19 protein-coding genes are annotated in these 17,997 nt (G+C 72.3%); 12 read left to right on the plus strand and 7 right to left on the minus strand.

The window, feature by feature from the left end; all coding sequences use genetic code 11:
* Positions 1–70: 70 nt before the first annotated feature.
* The 5 genes from AB0C27_RS25585 (at position 71) to AB0C27_RS25605 (ending at position 5,822) form a co-directional block, all read left to right on the plus strand.
* Positions 71–727 (plus strand): response regulator transcription factor, encoded by a 657-nt coding sequence (locus tag AB0C27_RS25585; RefSeq protein WP_357848172.1) that lies wholly within the window; start codon positions 71–73, stop codon positions 725–727.
* The gene (locus AB0C27_RS25590; protein WP_357848174.1) at positions 724–1,938 is read left to right on the plus strand and encodes a HAMP domain-containing sensor histidine kinase; all 1,215 of its coding nucleotides are present in this window, start codon (positions 724–726) and stop codon (positions 1,936–1,938) included. Before AB0C27_RS25585 ends, AB0C27_RS25590 begins: the two co-directional genes overlap by 4 nt.
* A 110-nt stretch (positions 1,939–2,048) precedes the next feature.
* A complete protein-coding gene (locus AB0C27_RS25595; protein ID WP_357848176.1) occupies positions 2,049–3,773 on the plus strand; it encodes a protein kinase in 1,725 nt (574 codons plus the stop codon).
* On the plus strand, positions 3,770–5,344 hold the full coding sequence (locus AB0C27_RS25600; protein WP_357848178.1) for a serine/threonine-protein kinase: 1,575 nt from the start codon (positions 3,770–3,772) through the stop codon (positions 5,342–5,344). The genes AB0C27_RS25595 and AB0C27_RS25600 overlap by 4 nt, the downstream gene beginning before the upstream one ends.
* A 52-nt stretch (positions 5,345–5,396) precedes the next feature.
* A complete protein-coding gene (locus tag AB0C27_RS25605) occupies positions 5,397–5,822 on the plus strand; it encodes a VOC family protein (protein ID WP_357848180.1) in 426 nt (141 codons plus the stop codon).
* On the opposite strand, the gene AB0C27_RS25610 is transcribed toward AB0C27_RS25605, so the two are convergent.
* The 4 genes from AB0C27_RS25610 to AB0C27_RS25625 form a co-directional block, all read right to left on the minus strand.
* On the minus strand, positions 5,782–6,648 hold the full coding sequence (locus tag AB0C27_RS25610) for an SDR family oxidoreductase (RefSeq protein ID WP_357848182.1): 867 nt from the start codon (positions 6,646–6,648) through the stop codon (positions 5,782–5,784). The two genes, AB0C27_RS25605 and AB0C27_RS25610, sit on opposite strands and share 41 nt — an antisense overlap.
* A 50-nt stretch (positions 6,649–6,698) precedes the next feature.
* Positions 6,699–6,947 (minus strand): helix-turn-helix transcriptional regulator, encoded by a 249-nt coding sequence (locus AB0C27_RS25615; protein ID WP_357848890.1) that lies wholly within the window; start codon positions 6,945–6,947, stop codon positions 6,699–6,701.
* Positions 6,948–7,100: 153 nt separating this feature from the next.
* Complete coding sequence (locus AB0C27_RS25620; protein WP_357848184.1) at positions 7,101–7,373, minus strand: hypothetical protein; 273 nt, start codon at positions 7,371–7,373, stop codon at positions 7,101–7,103.
* A 126-nt stretch (positions 7,374–7,499) separates the two neighbouring features.
* The gene (locus tag AB0C27_RS25625; RefSeq protein WP_357848186.1) at positions 7,500–8,183 is read right to left on the minus strand and encodes a TetR/AcrR family transcriptional regulator; all 684 of its coding nucleotides are present in this window, start codon (positions 8,181–8,183) and stop codon (positions 7,500–7,502) included.
* Between the two features lie 111 nt (positions 8,184–8,294).
* Here AB0C27_RS25625 and AB0C27_RS25630 point away from each other — a divergent pair, with 111 nt between their 5' ends.
* Positions 8,295–9,029, plus strand: coding sequence for an SDR family oxidoreductase (locus AB0C27_RS25630; protein ID WP_357848188.1), 735 nt, complete (start codon positions 8,295–8,297; stop codon positions 9,027–9,029).
* Positions 9,030–9,206: 177 nt separating this feature from the next.
* On the opposite strand, the gene AB0C27_RS25635 is transcribed toward AB0C27_RS25630, so the two are convergent.
* Positions 9,207–9,878, minus strand: coding sequence for a helix-turn-helix domain-containing protein (locus AB0C27_RS25635; protein WP_357848190.1), 672 nt, complete (start codon positions 9,876–9,878; stop codon positions 9,207–9,209).
* A gap of 62 nt (positions 9,879–9,940) precedes the next feature.
* Here AB0C27_RS25635 and AB0C27_RS25640 point away from each other — a divergent pair, with 62 nt between their 5' ends.
* From AB0C27_RS25640 to AB0C27_RS25665, 6 genes are all read left to right on the plus strand, one after another.
* Complete coding sequence (locus AB0C27_RS25640; RefSeq protein WP_357848192.1) at positions 9,941–10,858, plus strand: NmrA/HSCARG family protein; 918 nt, start codon at positions 9,941–9,943, stop codon at positions 10,856–10,858.
* Between the two features lie 82 nt (positions 10,859–10,940).
* Positions 10,941–11,420: a hypothetical protein gene (locus tag AB0C27_RS25645; RefSeq protein WP_357848194.1), complete on the plus strand. Its 480-nt coding sequence runs from the start codon at positions 10,941–10,943 to the stop codon at positions 11,418–11,420.
* Between the two features lie 123 nt (positions 11,421–11,543).
* Positions 11,544–12,335: a hypothetical protein gene (locus AB0C27_RS25650; protein WP_357848196.1), complete on the plus strand. Its 792-nt coding sequence runs from the start codon at positions 11,544–11,546 to the stop codon at positions 12,333–12,335.
* Positions 12,336–12,379: 44 nt separating this feature from the next.
* The gene (locus AB0C27_RS25655; RefSeq protein ID WP_346106229.1) at positions 12,380–12,505 is read left to right on the plus strand and encodes a hypothetical protein; all 126 of its coding nucleotides are present in this window, start codon (positions 12,380–12,382) and stop codon (positions 12,503–12,505) included.
* Between the two features lie 67 nt (positions 12,506–12,572).
* A complete protein-coding gene (locus AB0C27_RS25660; protein WP_357848198.1) occupies positions 12,573–13,970 on the plus strand; it encodes an AMP-binding protein in 1,398 nt (465 codons plus the stop codon).
* Entirely contained in the window at positions 13,967–14,947 is a 981-nt protein-coding gene (locus AB0C27_RS25665; RefSeq protein WP_357848200.1) for a hypothetical protein, read from the plus strand. Before AB0C27_RS25660 ends, AB0C27_RS25665 begins: the two co-directional genes overlap by 4 nt.
* A 25-nt stretch (positions 14,948–14,972) precedes the next feature.
* Here AB0C27_RS25665 and AB0C27_RS25670 read toward each other — a convergent pair whose 3' ends face one another.
* Together AB0C27_RS25670 and AB0C27_RS25675 are read right to left on the minus strand one after the other, a co-directional pair.
* The gene (locus AB0C27_RS25670; RefSeq protein ID WP_357848202.1) at positions 14,973–17,171 is read right to left on the minus strand and encodes a tetratricopeptide repeat protein; all 2,199 of its coding nucleotides are present in this window, start codon (positions 17,169–17,171) and stop codon (positions 14,973–14,975) included.
* Positions 17,108–17,941 carry an AfsR/SARP family transcriptional regulator gene (locus tag AB0C27_RS25675; protein ID WP_357848204.1) on the minus strand — a complete coding sequence of 278 codons (834 nt, stop codon included), beginning with the start codon at positions 17,939–17,941 and terminating at the stop codon, positions 17,108–17,110. The genes AB0C27_RS25670 and AB0C27_RS25675 overlap by 64 nt, the downstream gene beginning before the upstream one ends.
* Positions 17,942–17,997: the final 56 nt, after the last annotated feature.

A 17,997-nucleotide genomic window follows, 5' to 3' on the forward strand; every position in this document is an offset into this window, starting at 1 on the left:
CTTATCCGGAACGAATATCCGTTCCGTCACACTCGGCTTCGTAAGCGGACGGAAAGGACCTGAGGACGCCATGCGGGTATTGGTGGTTGAGGACGAGCCGACGCTCGCCGACGCGATCGCCGAGTGGCTGCGCGAGGAGACCCACGCGGTCGATCTGGCGCACGACGGTGCGGCCGCGCTGGAGCGGATCGCGGTCAACGACTATGACGTGGTCGTGCTGGACCGCGACCTGCCACGCGTGCACGGCGACGAGGTGTGCCGGGAGATGGTGGCCTCCGAGTGCGCCGCCCGGGTGCTGATGCTCACGGCCGCCGCCCAGCTCGACGACCGGGTGACCGGGCTGTCCCTGGGCGCCGACGACTACCTGCCCAAGCCGTTCGCCTTCCCCGAGCTGGCCGCCAGGGTGCTGGCGCTCGGGCGGCGTTCGCGGCCGGCCGTGCCGCCCGTGCTGCGGCGGGCCGGGATCACGCTCGACCCGGCGCGCAGGGAGGTGTTCAGGAACGGGCGGTTCGTGCCGCTGTCGAAGAAGGAGTTCGCCGTCCTGACCGAGCTGCTGCGCGCGGACGGCGCGGTCGTGTCCGCCGAGCAACTGCTGGAGAAGGCATGGGACGAGAACGCCGACCCGTTCACGGGCGCGGTCCGGCTCACCATACTCAAGCTGCGCCGCAAACTCGCCGACCCGCCGGTCGTGCAGACCGTGGCCGGGGTCGGGTACCGGATCGCATGAGACTTCCGCGGCCCAGCTCGTTGCGGCCCACGCTCAGGCTGCGGCTCACGGCCGTCTACGGGGCGCTGTTCTTCCTCGCCGGGCTGGCCCTGCTGGCGGTCACGTACCTGCTGTTCAACCAGCAGCTCGACCGGACCTTCGAGGAACGCTTCTCCTCCTCCGAGCCCGGCAGGAGCAAGCAGGTCTTCCTCACCAGGGACGGCGTCACCGTCTACGGCGAGGAGGCGAAGGAGTGGCTGCGGCAGCAGGAGGCGGGGATCCAGTCCGCCGCGCTCACCTCGCTGCTCGCGCAGGGCGCCGTCGCGCTGGTCGTGGTCGGGGGCGGGGCCGTGGGGCTGGGCTGGGTGGTGGCGGGCCGGATGCTGGCGCCGCTGCGGCTGGTCACCGACACCGCCCGCAGGATCGCCGCCGCTCCCATGGCCGAACGCGGGCTGCACGAACGCATCGCGCTCAGCGGCCCCGCCGACGAGGTCAAGGACCTGGCCGACACGTTCGACACCATGGTGGAGCGGCTCGACCACTCCTTCGACGGGCAGCGCCGGTTCGTGGCCAACGCCTCCCACGAGCTGCGTACGCCGCTGACGTTGAACCGGGCGCTGGTCGAGCTGGCCATGCACCGCCGTACGGCCACGACCGACGTCAAGGAGCTGGGCGAGAGCCTGCTGGAGATCAACACCCGGCACGAACGGCTCATCAACGGGCTGCTGCTGCTGGCCAGGTCCGAGCAGGACGTCGCGGACCGCTCGCCGGTCGACCTGGCGGACGTGGTGACGCACGTGGCCGCGCAGAGCGCCGACGAGGCCGCCGACCGCAAGGTCACCCTGTACGAGGTCAGCGCCCCCGCCCCGACCACCGGGGACGCGCTGCTGCTCGAACGGCTGGTGCACAACCTGGTGGAGAACGGGCTGCGTTACAACCTCGACGACGGCACCGGGTGGGTGCGGATCGTCAGCCGTACCGTGTCGGAGTTCCAGGTGGAGGTGGAGGTGAGCAACACCGGGCCGAGCGTGGCGCCGTACGACGTGCCGCTGCTGTTCAAGCCGTTCCACCGGCACCGGCCCGAGCGGACGGTGACCGGGACCAGCGCCGGGCTGGGGTTGTCGATCGTCAGGTCGGTGGCGGTGGCGCACGGCGGTGACGTCAGGGCGCGGCCCAGGGAGGGCGGCGGGCTGGTCGTGGTGGCGGCGCTGCCACGGGCGCGGGACTACTGAGGTCTGGATGAAGGAACCTTCGGTGGGTGTGTGACTTCACCACAAATCCTGATTCGAGTCGCTATCGTACGTAAAGATCTGCCGCACCCGTCTCAGGAGTCACTTCTCTCATGGCGAACGTCGAACCGCTGCGGGAGGACGACCCACCGGCGGTAGGACCGTACCGGCTGCTCGGCCGCCTCGGCGCGGGCGGGCAGGGCACCGTCTATCTCGGGCAGGCGCCCGACGGCCGGCGCGTCGCGGTCAAGGTGCTGCGCGGCGGCGCCGGGTTCGGGGCGCGGTTCGCCAAGGAGATCGAGGCGGCGCGGCGGGTGGAGCCGTTCTGCATCGCGCAGGTGCTCGACGCCTCGCCGGACGACCGGCAGCCGTACATCGTGACCGAGTACGTCGAGGGCCCCTCGCTCCAGCAGGCGGGCCGCCACACCGGCGCCGACCTGCAGCGGCTCGCGGTCGCCACGGCCACCGCGCTGGCCGCCATCCATCAGGCCGGGGTCGTGCACCGCGACTTCAAGCCCGCGAACGTGCTGCTCGGGCCCGGCGGGCCGCGTGTCATCGACTTCGGCATCGCCCGCGCCATGGACGACCCCGTCACGCACGGCGGCGGGATCGTGGGGACGCTCTCCTACATGGCTCCTGAGCAGCTCGCCGGGCAGCCGCTGAGTCCGGCGGCGGACGTCTTCGCGTGGGCGTCGGTGATGGTGTGGGCGGGGACGGGCGCGCCGCCGTTCGGGCAGGACACGATGCCCGCGATCATCAACCGGATCCTGAACAACGAGCCTCAGCTGGGCGAGCTGCCGCACGGGTTGCGTGCGATCGTGTACGACTGCCTGGCCAAGGATCCGGGGCGGCGGCCGACGATGCGGGACGTGATCCTGCGCCTTCTCAGCGGCCAGAACGCCGGCCCACCACCGCAGTCCAGTGCAGGGCCTGGGGCGGGGCCGGCGTCGGGGCCGGGGCCGGGGCCGGGGTTGGGCGGCTGGGCCCAGGGCACTCCCATGCCAGGGCCGCCGGGGGCGATGCCACCGGGCGCGGGGCGAGCGGGCGCGGGGCACGGTCACGGCTACGGACCGGGACATGGGTCTGGGCAGGCGCCGGGGAACGGGGCCGAGTACCGGGGTAAGCGGCGGGGGTCGGTGCTGGTGGCCGTGGCCGCCGGGGTGGCCGGGTTCATGGTGGCGGCGCTCATCGCCGGTGTCGTCTGGGCCGCCCCCTGGTCGGGCTGGAAGGGCACGGCGTTCCTCTCCGCGGGCTCCCCCACCCCGGGCACCAGCCAGGACACCGATCAAGACACCGACCCGGACGCCGACGAGGACGACACGGCGGACAGGACGCCGGAACCCAGCCATAAGCCCACGAAGACCACCTCAAAGCCCCGTACCACCGCCCCCAAGACCCAGAAACCCACCCGGAAGCCCACCGCGACCCCCACCCGGACAAGTACACCGGCGCGCACGAGCGCCCGTCCGACCCCCGCCCCGACCAGGACCACCAGGAAGCCCGCCACCAGCGCCAGGATCAGCATCCTGCAGATCGACATGTTCGGCGGCCCGGGCCAGTCGGACGCGAGCGGCTGCTACATGCCCCCGGTGCACTTCCAGACCTCGGTGGAGTCGAGCAGGCCGGGCATCTGGGTCTCGTACAAGTGGACCATCGACGGCCAGGTCCGCGTGAACAACAGGTCCTGGGTGTCGGAGGGCGAGTACACGGCGTTCGTGACGTCCGGGCAGTACATGCTGGACGCCGGCCGCCACACGATCGCCCTCAACGTCACCGCGCCCGCCGCCACCCGCAAGAGCATCACGATCGAAGTCTGCTCTTTGGACGACTACCAATGACGCCCGAGGCCATCGGCCCCTACCGGATCGTCGGGCAACTCGGCGAGGGCGGCCAGGGCATCGTCTACCTGGGCTCCGCCCCCGACGGCACCCGCGTCGCGATCAAGGTGCTGCGCGAGGGCGTGATCGGCGACGGCCGCTTCGCCAAGGAGATCGCCGCCGCGCGGCGGGTGGAGCCGTTCTGCATCGCGCAGGTGCTGGACGCCTCGCTGGGCGGGCGGCCGTACATCGTGACCGAGTACGTCGAAGGGCCTTCGCTGCAGCAGGCCGGCCCGCACATGGGGGCGGACCTGCAACGCCTGGCCGTCGCCACCGCCACCGCGCTGGCCGCCATCCACCGGGCCGGGGTCGTGCACCGCGACTTCAAGCCGGCGAACGTGCTGCTCGGCCGCGACGGGGCGCGCGTCATCGACTTCGGCATCGCCCGCGCCATGGACGACGCGGTGACCCGGACCAGCAGCATCGTGGGGACGCCCGCGTACATGGCTCCCGAGCAGTTCCTCGGCGCGCCCGCCGGGCCGGCCGTGGACGTGTTCGCGTGGGGGTCGGTGATGGTGTACGCGGTCACCGGCGCGCCGCCGTTCGGCAACGACTCGCTGCCCGCGGTGCTCAGGAGGATCCAGTACGAGGAGCCGCGGCTGGACGGCGTGCCTGAGCCGCTGCGCTCGATCGTGCACGCCTGCCTGGCCAAGGATCCCACGGCCCGCCCGGCCATGCAGGACGTCCTCTTCCAGCTCATCGGCGCGTCCCCCGTGCGCCCACCCCAGCCGCCCCGCCCCGCCCTCTTCCCAGCGGGACCGCCCCCGGGCACGGCCGGTGGCCCCGGAGCGGGCGGTGGCCCCGGGCCGATCCCCGGACCTGGGGCGGTTCACGGGGCCGTCCATGGCAGGGCCTTCGCGCACGAGACGACCGGTCCCATGCGCACGTCGTCCCGCAACGGTCTCGTGCTCGCGCTCCTGGCCGGCGGCACGGCGGTCGTCGTGACGGCGGGCGTGGCCGCCGCGTGGGTGTGGTGGCCCGGTTGGCGCGGAGGCGGCCCCGGCACGACGGCCGCCATCACCGGCCCGGCCTCCACCCCCGCCTCGACCCGTACGACGAGCAAGGCCAAGCAGTCGGCCAGAACTCTGAGACCTACCAAGACCCCGGCCCGAACCCCGAAGACCACGCAGACCCCCCGCGACACGCCCGCGCCACCTACCCCCACGCCCGTCCGCACGAGGAAGACCACCACGACGCAGCCGAGCGTGAAGCCCACCACCGCCGAGCCGTCCACCGGCGGCGGCGTCAAGTCGGTGACGTTCACCTATGAGGGCATCAGGGTGGGCGACTGCTGGCGCTACGACATGAACATCTGGGCCAAGGTCTCGGCCACCGGCACCTACAGCTACCGCTGGCTGGTCAACGGCCAGAACCAGGGCAGGCAGTCGGGCACGCCAGGGTCACGGCCGCTGCTCCCGTCCATCACATGGAAGGGAGAGGGCACGTACCGCGTGGTCTTCGAGGTGATCACCCCCGCCCGCAGCCAGAAGAGCGTCACGGTGAACATCTGCGGCCTCGACGAGGGCTGGTGAGCTTCGGGCGGCGGCGGGTACCTAGTGATCATCGCGGAAAGGAGACCCCCTGATGACCACGCCCGCACTGCCCCGCTTCCACCTCGCCGTCCCCGTGGACGACCTCGACGCGGCCCGTCACTTCTACGGCGATCTGATCGGTTGTGCCCAGGGCCGCAGCTCAGACACCTGGATCGACTGGAACCTGCGCGGGCACCAGTTCGTCACCCATCTGGCGCCGTCGCGTGCGCAGCGGGCGCACAACCCGGTGGACGGCCACGACGTCCCCGTGCCGCATTTCGGGTTGATCCTCACGATTCCGGAGTTCCACCAGTTGGCCGGCCGGTTCCGGGAGGCGGGCATCGTGTTCGTCATCGAGCCGTACCTGCGTTTCGAGGGGCTGCCGGGCGAGCAGTGGACGATGTTCCTGCTGGATCCGGCCGGCAACGCGCTGGAGTTCAAGGCGTTCGCGGACGACTCTCAGGTGTTCGCCGTCTGAGCAGCTCCGCGAAGGTCGTGGCCGGCTGACCGGTGAGAAGGGGGATCGCGTCGGTGACCCCTTCGAGCTCGCCGGCCGCGATCGCCAGGTAGGTCGACACCCAGGCATCGACCTGCCATGCGGGCGCGCCGTAGACGCGGCGCGACTCGTACGCCTCCGCCACCGTCTCCTCGTGATAGGCGACCTCCCGCCCGGTCATCTCGGTCATGATGGCGGCCACCTCCTCCAGCGTCAGCGCCTCGGGGCCGGTGAGCTCGTACGTCACCCCTTCGTGCGGGCCCGGCCGCAGCAGCACGCCGGCCGCCGCGCGTGCGAGGTCGTCCTGAGCCACGGCCGCCACCCGCCCGCGCCCCGCCGGCCCCCTGATCACGCCGTCGTCGCCGGCCATGGCGGGCAGGAAGTCGGCGTACAGGTTGTCGCGCAGGAAGGTGAAGGCCAGCCCGCTCTCGCGGATGCACTGCTCGGTGGCCCAGTGGTCGCGCGCCAGCGTGAACGTGGCCTCGGGGGCGGCGCCGTAGAAGGAGACGTACACGAGGTGGGTCACCTGGGCGTCACGGGCGGCGGCCACGAAGGCGCGGTGCCGGTCGAGGCGGTCGGCGCTCTCCGACGCGGACACGAACAGCACGGTCGAGGCCCCGTCGAGCGCCTGCCGCATCGCCGCCCGGTCACCGTATTCCGCGTCGACGGCCGTCGCGCGGTCGAGCCGGGGCGCGCGTCCGACCGCCCGCCGCGACACCAGCCGCTGCTCGGCACCGGCCTCGGCCAGCAGCGCCGCGATCCTGCCACCAAGCGCACCGGTGGCGCCCGTCGTAACGATGAACGACATACCCGCACCCTACGACCACCGCCTCACGCGCCGTCAGCCGGTCGGCGAGCTCACGCGGCGCGGCCCTCGAACCAGAGCGACCCGATGCCATGACCGGCGGTGAGACGAACATCGGCGTCCAGAGCGGCGGCCAGGTGACGCAACAGCACGACGCTCGGCGCCGTGCCGCCCTCCTCGATGCACTCGATCTCGTCCTCGGTCATGGCCGCCCGCCGGGCCAGCTCGGCCGCACTGAGCCCGAGAGCGATCCGCCGGTCGTACAAGGCCTGCCCGAAGGCCAGAGCCTCGCGAATGGCGATCCGCTCAGGATCTTCGTCCTGCGAACTCGCGGGCTCCCAGCGGGTGTGCTAGCCGGACATCACGCCTGCCTCCCGAAGATCCCGTTCACCGGGCCCCAGTGATCACGCTCACAGATCTTCTGTGCTCGGACGGCTCGATCGATCTGCCTCTGATCATGTTGCCTGGTCTTTCTGAAGACCGTGAGCAACGCAATCGTCCTGCTCGCTGTACACCAGTACGTTACCCAGGGCCGCAACATCCCGAAGCCGGAGCCGCAATTCCCATACCGGTCCTTCCAGGTGATCCGGCCATGGGCCACCAAGTTCGGTACCCTTCTCGGCCAACAGTCCTGCCACTTCATCGACCCGTTTGAAGTCGCCATCGCTCAGGCTAACCAGCCACTCCTGCACCTCAGGTTCGAGCTCGAAGCCGTGCAGCTCTTTCATTGCCCCTCCATCAACGTCACCGAAAGTAGCGCCAACTTTCACATAACGTGATGGAATCGGGGAAGGCGCCGGAGTCAATGTGCGTCTCTACGGGGGAATGCGTCCTGGGCCTAGTGCCGAGACAGATCAGTCGCTGCCCGCACCAGCGTGGGCCCTGCCCGCCTGTTTCGCCGGCCCGGCCATCGCGCTGTGGAGCTGCTCGGCGTCCCAGGCGGGCTCGTGAAGGTCGAGCCGGTTCGCGGCCCGGAAGCCGTCCAAGGCCAGGTAGACGTGTCGTCGCCACATCGACGGGGCCACCTCCCGGGTGGCCTCGGCGACTCTGCTGCTCGCCCAGAGCAGCAGGAACAGGTCGGCGCCGGTGACGTCCGGACGGACGGCGCCGGACGCCTGCGCCCGTTCCAGCACCTGTTGCGCGAGCGCGCAGATCTCACCGTGCACAGCGTCGGTGCGGTCGTCGCCGGGGAAGCGCCGGGCCAGGAAGTCGCCGAACGCCCGGTCCCCGGCCTGGGCCGCGCACAGGGCTTCGAGCAGGCCGCGGAACGCCTCCCACGGATCCGCCAGGCCGGACGCGGCCTCCACCTCGGCGATCACGTGGCGCAGCTTCGGTTCGAGGACGGCGCACAGGAGGTCGAGGCGGGTCGGGAAGTGCCGGTAGAGGGTGCCGACCACCAGGCCCGCCTCCCGGGCGATGCCGTCGAGTGCGGCCTGCGCGCCCTGGTCGGCGAACGCGCTCCGGGCGCATTCGAGCAGCCGCTCGCGGTTCCGGCGGGCGTCGCGGCGGGCGGGCGGCGGGTTTCCCCTGGAAGGCATGAGGCCACCGTAGCAAAGTGCGACATGTCTCAACTTTGAGGATGCTCTCATCTTCGCTACAGTGACCGTCAAAAATGAGAGACCTCTCATTTTTGACGCAGAGGGAGAGACATGGCGAAGCTCGACGGGAAGGTCGCGGTGATCACCGGCGCGACCTCCGGACTGGCACTGGCGACGGCGAAGGTGTTCGTGGCGGAGGGCGCGCACGTGGTCATCACCGGCCGGCACCAGGACCGGCTGGACGCGGCGGTGGCCGCCATCGGCCGCGACGTGACGGGGGTACTCGGGGACGTCGGCCGGATCTCCGACGTGACGCGCCTGGCCGAAGTGGTGGCGGCCGAAAGGGGCCGGGTGGACGTGCTCGTCGCCAGCGCCGGCGCCTGGACGTGGAACGAGCCCATCGGCGACGTGACCGAGGAGTCGTTCGACGCCGTGTTCGGCGTGAACGTGCGCGGGACGTTCTTCACCGTGCAGAAGCTGCTGCCGCTGCTGTCCGACGGCGCCTCGGTCGTGCTCGTCGGGTCGGGCGCCGCGGACAAGGGCGATCCGGGCACGACGGTCTACGCCGCGAGCAAGGCGGCGCTGCGCTCGTTCGCCCGCACGTGGACCACCGACCTGAAGGCGCGCGGGATCCGGGTCAACGTCCTCAGCCCGGCCGCGATCGACACCCCCGCGTTCGCGGACCTGCCTCCAGGGTTCAAGGAGCAGATCGCCACGCAGGTGCCCGTCGGCCGCCTCGGCGACGTGCACGAGATCGCCACCGCGGCGCTCTTCCTCGCCTCCGCGGACTCGAGCTTCGTCACCGGGATCGATCTTCCCGTGGACGGCGGGATCGGCCAGGTCTGAGCGGCTTCCGCGGTCGGGCCGATCTCCGTCGTCCTCTCTTCACCTACCCTCATCCTTTACGGCGCAGCCGACGGCACCGCCACCCTCCGCACGTGGCTGAGGGCCTCCAGGAGAACGGCCGCTGAGCCCGCACAGGGCCGGGCGCCGTTACGTGCGCGACGTCGGCCGTCCGCGTGGTCACCGGCTCGCCACGCCGGGGCCCGCAGGGCGCATTCCGGTGAGCGCGAGGGTGAGCAGGCGGTCGGCCTGGGCCGCGCCGTCGGGCTCGTGCTCGACGGCCAGGCAGATGGCGTTGACCAGGGTGAGCAGGTCCGTGATCGAGACGTCGGGGCGGGCGGCGTTCGCCCGGCGGGCGCGGGCCAGCAGGTCCGCTCCGGCGTCCGTGATCATCGTGTGGCAGGTGGCGCCCCAGGCAGGGTCGCCGTCGTGGGCTCCGCGCATCAGCGAGGCGGCCAGGCCCCGGTTGGCCACGGCGTGCCTGGCGACGGCTCCCAGCCAGGTCGCCAGCGCCTGCCCGGGGTCGTCGGAGCCGGCGGCCAGGTCTTCCGCGGTGGCGCACAGGGCCTCGACCTTGTCGCGGAAGACGGCCTCCAGCAGCCGCTGCCGGGAGGGGAAGTGGCGGTGCAGCGTGGCCGAGCCGACGCCGGCCCGCCGGGCGATCTCCTCCAGGGACGCCTCGGCCCCTTGCTCGGCGACGGCCTCGGCGGCGGCGGCCACGATGCGGTCGTAGTTGCGGCGGGCGTCGGCGCGCATCGGCCGCGCGGACGCGGTCGTACGGCTGTCGGGCGGCATGTCGTTCTCCGGCGGGCTTGCAAAAACGGGGTGGCCCTCCATATCGTACTCACTCATAACCGGGGGGCCACCCCACTTAGGTGGATGGCCGCCGCGTGCCTACCTTCTGGAGACATTTCGTGAAAACCATCGTGGTGGTGGGAGCGACCGGCTTGCAGGGCCGGGCCGTGACAGCACACCTGCTCGCGGGCGGCCGGCGAGTACGGGCGGTGACGCGCGATCCGGACGCCCCGGCGGCCCGCGCGCTGGCCCAGGCGGGCGCCGAGCTCGTCCGGGCCGAGATGGACGACCTCGCCTCGCTCGTCACCGCCGCCGAAGGGGCCTACGGCCTGTTCAGCGTGCAGCCCACCGTCGGCTCCCCGGGCACCCCCGCGGGCTTCTCGGCCGAGGACGAGGTCCGGTGGGGCCGCAACGTCGCCGACGCGGCACACGCGGCCGGCGTGCGGCACCTGGTCTACGCCTCGCTCGCCGGCGCGGGCCGCCACGACACCGAGAAACTGCCGGTCAACACGGTCAACAAGTGGCGGATCGAACAGCACATCACCCGGCTGGGCCTGCCCGCGACCTTCCTGCGCCCGGTCTCGTTCATGGAGAACTACACCGGCGGCTACTACCTGCGCGACGGCGCCCTGGCCACCGCGTTCGATCCCGACGTACCGCAGCAGATCATGGCCGTCGACGACGTCGGCGTCTTCGCCGCGCTGGCCTTCGACCGGCCGGGCGAGTGGATCGGCCGCGCGGTCGACCTGGCCGGGGACGAACTGACCCCACGCCGGATCGCCGCCGCCGTCTCGGCGGCGATCGGCCGGTCGCTGCCGTCCGTACAGATCCCGATCGAGGAGATCGCGCGGATCGGGGAAGACTTCGCCTACGCCTACACCTGGCTGAACGAACGCGGCTACCGCGCCGACGTCGCCTTCGCCCGCGCCCTGCACCCGGGCCTGATGAACCTCGACACCTGGCTGCGGCGGACGGGAGCGGCCCAGATCTCCGCCTTCCTGGCCGCCCAGGACACCGCCGAACGCGCTCTTTCTTGACGGGGTGAAGCCGAGCGGAAGCCGATCTGAGTCGGGTCGTTGTTTGACTGGTCCGGTCCGAACGCTGAGAAAGGACCAGATCATGCGGAGCTTCATGAAGCCACGGCCCGGAGTCGCGTCGGCCTCTGTAGTCGTTCTCGCGCTCGTCACGGCGCTGTCGGCGGGCGCGCCGGCGGCGCAGGCGGAGGAGTCGAAAGCCCAGGGACGGACGAGCGCGGCCGCGTGGGAGCCGTGGATGCAGTTCTTCGGCCCGCACGAGACCGTGACCCCCGACGCGTCCACGCTGCTCAGAGACACCATGCTGCACAACTGCGACAGCGAGTACGCCTGCCTCGCCGCCGGGGAGGGCGACGGCGAGCACACCCTCTTCGAGGTGACCTACTGCAAGCCGGACGATCGCTGGGTGTCCAACTTCATCGGCGACGGCGCCGTGGCGAACCATCAGGTCAACGATGCGAAGGTCGTCCTGATGGACAAGAACAAGAAGACGCTGCGGACCATCGACGCGGGCAAGATCGTGCGCGTCGACTGGGATCCCGTCTACTACATCGACGTATGCTGACGCACGCCCTGTACCTGCTCGCCCACGCGCGGCTCGCCCGGCCGGGACGGCCGGGCTTCCGTGTCAACCGAATGCACGTTCACCCCGTCTCCCTTGTGCACCGTCCGTCGCAGAGGAGCCGCCGTGCGTGTCCAGCCGGCCATGTTGACCGCCGCCATGATCCTGTTCTTACCGACCCAGGCCGACGCGGCTGAGCGACCGCGCGTGCTCGCCACCGACGTCGTCGAGTACGCCTGCAAGGCCGGTTCGGAGACGCAGAACATCAAGGTGCGGGTCACCTTGACGATGCCGACCACCACCGCCGTGGGCGATCAGCTGTCCATCGGCTGGCAGGGGGCCTATGAGGGCGCCGCGCTCAAGGCTCCCCTCGCCGGGCTCGACGACGGCACCAAGCTCTACGCCTATGCCGGCATCAGCGAGTATCCCGGCCTGACGTCGGCCACCGGCGTCGGCACGCTGGAGGCGATCACGCCGGGTGCGGACATCCCGCTGCCCGCGACTCGCGTGGAGCTGCTGACCACGCCCGGCCGGGCTGACACCGGCGTCGTGCGGCCGGGCGCCATCAATTTCGGCACCACCCCGACCTCCCCCGCCATCCGGTGCGAGGTGCGGAATCGAGCGGCACTGACCACCTACACGCTCAAGGTCCCCACGACCGGGCAGGACGACGAGCCCGATCCGGGCACCACCGGCAGCGAAAGCCCTGAACCCACCGACACGGAGACCACCGACCCTGCGGAAACCCCCGCAGAAACCCCCACGAAAACCCCTGCCGAGACCCCCACCGGAGGGGTGGCCACAGGGGCGGGTGGGGAGGCGGGGCCTGATGGGCGGATGGTGGTGGTGGCGGGGCTCGTGATCACGGGGGCCGCGCTCGCCGGTCTGCGCCGTCGCCGGCCGGCGAAACCCCTGTAGCCGCTCTGTAGTCACTTTGTAGGGCCTGAACTGATCGTTGCTCCGTGAGAGGGGGCGTCGAGCCCCGTCCACGGAACGAGAGGGAGAGCCCCATGATCAAGACCGCTCGCCGTTACGCCAAGTACGCCGTCAGCGCCCTGTCCACCGCGGTGTTCGTGCACATCGGCTGACCCGCCGGGCAGGTTCACGCCCCCCGGGGGATCAGCCCCGGGGGGAACAGGCGGAGGAAGGTGAGGCGTGTTCGGCACAGCGATGCGGCAACTGGGCTACGCGTGGACGATGATGTCCGGCCGGCGGTTCCGGATCCGGGACGTGCGCGCGCTGGTGGACGACACTCGGGCCACCATGGAGGCGTTCGGGTCGCCCGGTGAGGGCTCCGACGACATGCTGGCCGCCGCCGATCCGGAGATCCAGGAGGATCTCACGAAGCGGCGCCTGCGCCGTACGATGAAGCACGCCCTGGCGGAGGTCCCCTACTACCGCCGCATCGGCGAACCGGGCATGACCTTGGCCGATCTTCCCCCGACGCCCAAGCAGGCGCTGCGCGGCATGCCGGCCGCTTTCGTGTCGGACCGGGCCCGTCCCGCCGTGCTGGCCCACACCACCGGGACGACGGGCAGCCCCACGCTCGTCTGGTTCTCCGCGTACGAGGTCGAGCTGATGTCCTCGATGGCGGCCCTGGCGCTGATGCTGACCGGCGGCGTCCGCGAGGAGCATCTGTGGGCCAACGCCATCAGCTCGCGGTCGATCGCCCAGGTGGTCGCCGAGCGGGCGGTGCCCATGACGGGCGCCGGGTTCGTGCATCTCGGCATGATCGATCCGCGCGCCGCGCTCGACCGGCTGGCCACACCGCTGCACGTTCCCGGGAAGCGTCCGCTGATCAGCCATGTCAACGTGACCGCCTCCTATCTGGCGGCGCTCGTGCAGGAGGCCGAGCGGGGCGGCTGGAGCCCGCGCGACTTCGGCCTGATCGAGGTGTGGTCGGGCGGCGAGGTGCTGACCGACGCGCTGCGGGTGCGGGCCGAGGAGGTGCTGGGCGCGAAGGTCTTCGACGGCTACTCGATGACGGAGATCGCCCCGGTCACCGGCCAGGTGTGCGACGACGGGCACCTGCATCTGCCGGCCGATCAGGGGCTGGTGGAGGTGCTGGATCCGGTCACGCTGGAGCCGGCCGCGCCGGACACGACCGCCGTCCTCGTCATCACCCCCTACTCCTCCTTCCGCGACACCACCCTCCTGCTCCGGTACGTCACCGGTGACCTGGTCAGAACGCTGCCGGAGTCCGCGCCCGTGACCTGCGCGATGGCGGCGATCCCGGCGACCTCCCGCGTCCTCGGCCGCCTCACCGGTACGAGCGGCCTGACCACCCGCGACGTCCTCGACGTGCTCCAGGCGGAGCGGACGCTGCCGCTGCCGACGAGGTACGCGGTCGAGGACGACATCCTGTACGTGGTGTCGGGCAAGGACGACGCGACCCTGCTCAGCCGGTTGGAGGAGCGGGCCGAGGGGCTGCCGATCAGGGGCATCGTCCTGGTCGAGACCCCCGGCGACCTGCCCGTCCCCTGCCAGGTCCGGGCGGACCTGATCGAGCACAGCTTCGAGCACGCCGCCCCCGTACCGCTAGGAGTCCGGTGATCCCGCACGTCCTGGGCCTGCACGCGCTCATCGCGCTGACGGTCGCGCTGTCCGCCTGGTTCCTGTCCCGTTACACGATCCCGCGCCCGCCGGTGGGCCGGTTCGTCCGCGCGGACATCGCCGTCATGGTCGTCGCGCTGGTGGCCATGCCGTTCGCGTACCTGCACGTGCCGGTCGCGATCGTGGTGTCGGTGTTCGGGGTGGTGGTGTTCACGTTCACGCAGCTGACGCTGGCCCCGGTGCTGGGCGGGCGGGTGGCGGGGTTCGCCGCCCTGGTGCTGTGCGGCGGGGACGTGGCGGCGTACTTCGCCGGGTGGAGCGGCGTCGTCCTGGTGCTGAACGACGTGGCGGTCATCCTGCTGGTCGTGGGCGCGGTCAACCTGTGGGTGCAGACGGCCATCTCCCCCGCCCAGGTGGCGGCGCTGGCCGCCGCGCTCACCCTGTACGACACGCTGGCCACCGGGCTCACCTCGCTGACCTTGGACTTCGTGGCCCGCCTGGACGGGCTGCCGTTCGCGCCGGTGCTGGCCACGCGAGGTGCTCCCGAGCCGTCGCTGGTCGGGCTCGGCGACTGTCTCATGCTCACGTTGTGGCCGCTGGTGGCGTACCGGAGTTACGGGCGGGTCGCGGGATGGACGGCGGCCGGCGTGGACGCGGCGCTGCTGGCGGTCGTGGTGGCGGCCTTCCTCGGCGGGGGCGGCGCGGTGCCGCTGCTGACCACGCTGGGGCCGCTGATCGTGGTGCAGTGGCTGTACTGGCGCTCGCGTCCCGTGCCCGTGCCGAGCCGGCCCGAGGTGGAGCGGGCGCTGGAGTTCGTTCCCGAGCCGCTGCAGGGCCAGGCGCAGGGACGGTGGGTGGCGCTGGCGGACGGCGGCGTCGTGGGCGAAGGGCCGACGCCGGGCGCGGCGCGGCGGGCGGCCAGGCAGTCGGGGGCCGAGACGGTGCCCGTGGTCACCTTCCTGCAGCCGGCTGAGTGAGCCCTTCCAGGGGTGCCCGTGCGCCTCAAGCGCGGCCGGCGAGGTAGGCGGTCACCTGGGCGGCCTCAGGACCGTGTTCGAACAGTCGCAACGCCTCCCGCCACACCGCCTCCGCCCGTTCACGTTCCCCCACCCCTGCGTGCGCCCGGCCGAGTTCCCTGAGCACCCGGGCCCGCCACACGGGCGGCCCGTCGGGCCCGAGCCGCTCGTACGCGCCGGCCAGCAGCGCGAGCGCCTCCTTCGCCCGCCCCTGACGCAGCCGCACCTCCCCCAGCGCGTACGTGGCCAGCGCCTCCCCCAGCCCGTCCCCGCTCTCGCGGAAGAGCGAGCGGGCCCCGTCGAGCGCGTCCACGGCCTCGTCGAAGCGCCCGAGCGCCCCCAGCGCCTCGCCCAGCCGGCGCAGCACCTTGCCGGTCGCCACCCGGTGCCCGATGACCTCGCTGATGAGCAGGCTCTCCTGGTAGTAGCGGACCGCCTCGGCCGCCTCGCCGCTCAGGTAGCAGGCCGTGCCCAGCGCCCGCAGCAGGTCGCCGCGCACCCGCCGGTCGTCGCCGGCCACGGCCAGCCGGTCCTGGCAGAGCCGTCTGGCCTCGGCGTACTGTCCCCTCTCCATGTGGATCCAGATCGGCCAGGTCCAGGAGTAGTCCAGCCCGCCGGCGTCGCCCAGCTCCTCCAGCAGCCGGATCGCGCGGTGGGCGTCGTCGAGCGCTTCGTGCAGGAGCCCGGCCCCGTGGTGGCAGGCCGCCCGATTGATCAGCGCGTACGCCGCCCCGTGCCGGTCCCCGATCCGCTCGAAGCCGTCGTGCAGCCGGCTGAAGTGAGCCCCGGCCGCGCCGAAGGCGCCCCGCGACAGCGGCACCCCGGCCAGCAGCAGCTCCGCCCGCAGCGCGGTGCACTCGTCGAGAGCGGCCGCGATCACGGCCCGCTGCGTGCGCTCGACGTCGTCGAGGAAGCCTTCCAGGTTCAGGTACGCCGACAGGTGGTGCGCCAGCTCGGCCGCCTCCGCGACCAGCCCCAGCTCGATCGCGGCCGAGACGCTGTGGACGAGCGTCCTGCGCTCGGCCGCCAGCCAGCCGATGCCCGCGCCCTCCACCGGCGGCCCGGCCCGCCCCGGCTCCTCCAGCGGGTACGGCGGCGCGGTCGGGATGGGCAGATCGCTGGTGGCCGCCCTGATCCGGCGCAGGCACTCCAGCACGTGACGGCCCAGCGCGGCCCGCTGCTCCTCGGGGCTGTCCTCGGCCAGGGCGCGCTCCTCGGCGTAGACGCGCAGCAGGTCGTGCAGGCGGTAACGCGGCTGCCCGGCCTCGTCGATCTCCCTGGAGTCGAGCATGCCCGCGGCGACCAGGGTCTCCAGCGCCACGTCCGCCTCCAGCGCGGAGCAGCCGAGCAGCGCGGCGGCCGACCATTCCGCGATGCTGCCCAGGTCCGCCAGCCCGATCAGCCGGAACGCCCGCATGGCCGGCTCGGGCAGGGCGGCATAGCTGCCGCCGAACGTGCCGCGGACGTCGAGCCCGCCCACGACCAGCTCGTCCAGCCGCCGGTCGGCGAGCCGGCCGGCGAACTCGCGGACCGGCCAGGCGGGGCGGATGGCCAGCCGCGCCCCCGCCACCCTGATCGCCAGCGGCAGCATGCCGCAGGCGCGCAGGATGTCCAGCTCGGCGTCCGGCGCGGCCCCCAGCCTGGCCCCGCCGGCGATGCGTTCGAGCAGTTGCCTGGCATCGTCCTCGCCCGGCAGGTCCAGCGGCAGCCGGGTGGCGCCTTCCAGCACGGGCAGGCGCGATCTGGAGGTGACCAGCACGCAGCAGCGGGCCGTACCGGGCAGCAGGTGGCGGACCTGGGTCTCGTCCTGGGCGTCGTCGAGCACGATGAGCACCGCCAGGTCGGCCACCCGCTGGCGCAGCAGCCTGGCCCGTTCCTCCAGGTGCTCGGGGATGAGTGTGCCGTCCACGCCGAGTGAGCGCAGCAGCTCGCTGAGCAGGTCGGCGGGGCGGCGCGGCCCGGCGGCGTCGCGGCCGAGCCGCAGGAAGACCTGGCCGTCGGGGTAGTCGGCGCGTAACCGGTGGGCGGCGTGCACGGTCAGCGTGGTCTTGCCGACGCCGGGCAGGCCGGAGACGACGACGATCGGCGGCGACCCCTGGTCCCGCCGCGCCCGCGCCGCCGTCAGCAGCACCTCCAGCTCGGCCCGCCTGCCGACGAAGTCGGAGGTGCCGCGGGCAACTGGCACGACGGCCCCAGGAACGCGGGCGCGCCAGGGCGTACGCTCAGCGCCGGGTCTCCTGCCAGCAGCGCGGCGTGCAGCTCGGCCAGCTCGGGGCCAGGCTCGATGCCGAGCTCGCCGGCGAGCAGCGTGCGGGCCTCGCGGAAGGCGTCGAGCGCCTCGCTGCGCCGGCCGCTGCGGTGCAGGGCGAGCATGAGCTGGGCCCATGACCGCTCGCGCAGCGGGTGGGCGGCGACCACGGTACGCAGCTCGGCCACGAGGTCGTCCCGCCCGAGTTCGAGCCGGACGTCGATCCACTCGGACCTGGCCAGGACGAGCTGCTCCTCCAGCTCGGCGATCCTGGCGGCCATCACGCCGCCGAGCCTGGCGTCCTCGGCCGGGCTGCCCTGCCACAGCGCCACCGCCTCGCCGTAGGCGCGCTCGGCGGCCTGCCGCTCCCCCGCCTCCCTGGCCTTTCTGGCCCGGCGCACCGCCTCCTCGAACGCCAGCAGGTCGAGCTGGCCGGGCGGCAGTTCGCAGACATACCCGGAGGACTCGGTGCGCAGGCGCAGCGAGGTGCCGCGCAGGGCGTGGCGGAGCTGGGAAAGGTAGGTCTGCAGGTTGGCGACGGCGGACCTGGGCGGGTCGTCCCAGACGGCGGCGATCAGGCGCTCGGTGGAGACCACGACGCGCGGGTGCATGAGCAGGGTGGCCAGCACGGCCCGCTGCTTGGCGCTGAGGTGCACGGGCCCGTCGGGTCCGTGCACGCGCAGGGGCCCCAGAACGGCGAACTCCATGGTGGCAGCCCTCCCGATGCTTCCGGTAGATCACCTTATCTGAGCGCCCCCGCCGA

The sequence above is a fragment of the Nonomuraea sp. NPDC048882 genome, assembly GCF_040649755.1.
In the GTDB taxonomy this organism is placed as follows: domain Bacteria; phylum Actinomycetota; class Actinomycetes; order Streptosporangiales; family Streptosporangiaceae; genus Nonomuraea; species Nonomuraea maheshkhaliensis.